Source organism: Novacetimonas hansenii JCM 7643 (assembly GCF_000964405.1).
GTDB lineage: Bacteria > Pseudomonadota > Alphaproteobacteria > Acetobacterales > Acetobacteraceae > Novacetimonas > Novacetimonas hansenii.
The window spans coordinates 1-615 of the sequence record NZ_BANE01000306.1; the positions used below are offsets into that span (position 1 = coordinate 1).

A 615-nucleotide genomic window follows, 5' to 3' on the forward strand; every position below is an offset into this window, starting at 1 on the left:
TCCGCCTGCGTCCAGCGCAGCAGGGCGAAGACCGCACCGGGCGCAAAACTCAGACGACGGCGGTAACGATCGATCGGGTGTGTTTCCAGAACGTGCCCGAAGCGCAGCCACTGTTCGATGCGCTTCTCCAGCCAGGTCAGTTCGAGATGCGTCAGCACCTCGCGCGATGGGTGCGTCATGACGGCACCCCCTGCCCTATACTGCCGTGTCTGCCCACCGCCATAGGATGATGCGCAGAACTGTCGGAAAATGTCGCGACAGAATCGTCTGTTTTTATGATAGTCGAAGACTCACACGCGCGCTCCAGCGCGGTATACAAGTACAGAATAGTTATAATATTTAGTACCTTTAGAGAGCGCGAATTTCTCCTTTCATTCCAAATTGTTAGAGGGATTTCCCGTTCCTGATAGGTCGAGAATCCGATTCCTGATAGGTCGATGGGCATCAGGAGTCCTCCACATGGTTATCCACAAGGTCATGTGGATAAGTTTCTTTGCTGGGATCAGGGGAGAAGCGGAGCACCGGCACATTGCTGGCATCGGTCTCCAGACGCAGGCGGTAGCCCGGCAGCGTGTCCGCCGCGATCAGACGACGGATTTCGAAAACGAACCGGGG

At 55.9% G+C, this 615-nt stretch carries 1 protein-coding gene; it reads right to left on the bottom strand.

Going from position 1 to position 615, the window contains the following annotated elements; all coding sequences use genetic code 11:
• A partial coding sequence (locus tag B7G66_RS17610) for a DUF2840 domain-containing protein (RefSeq protein ID WP_148424810.1) occupies positions 1-179 on the bottom strand: 179 nt, incomplete at its 3' end.
• Positions 180-615: the final 436 nt, after the last annotated feature.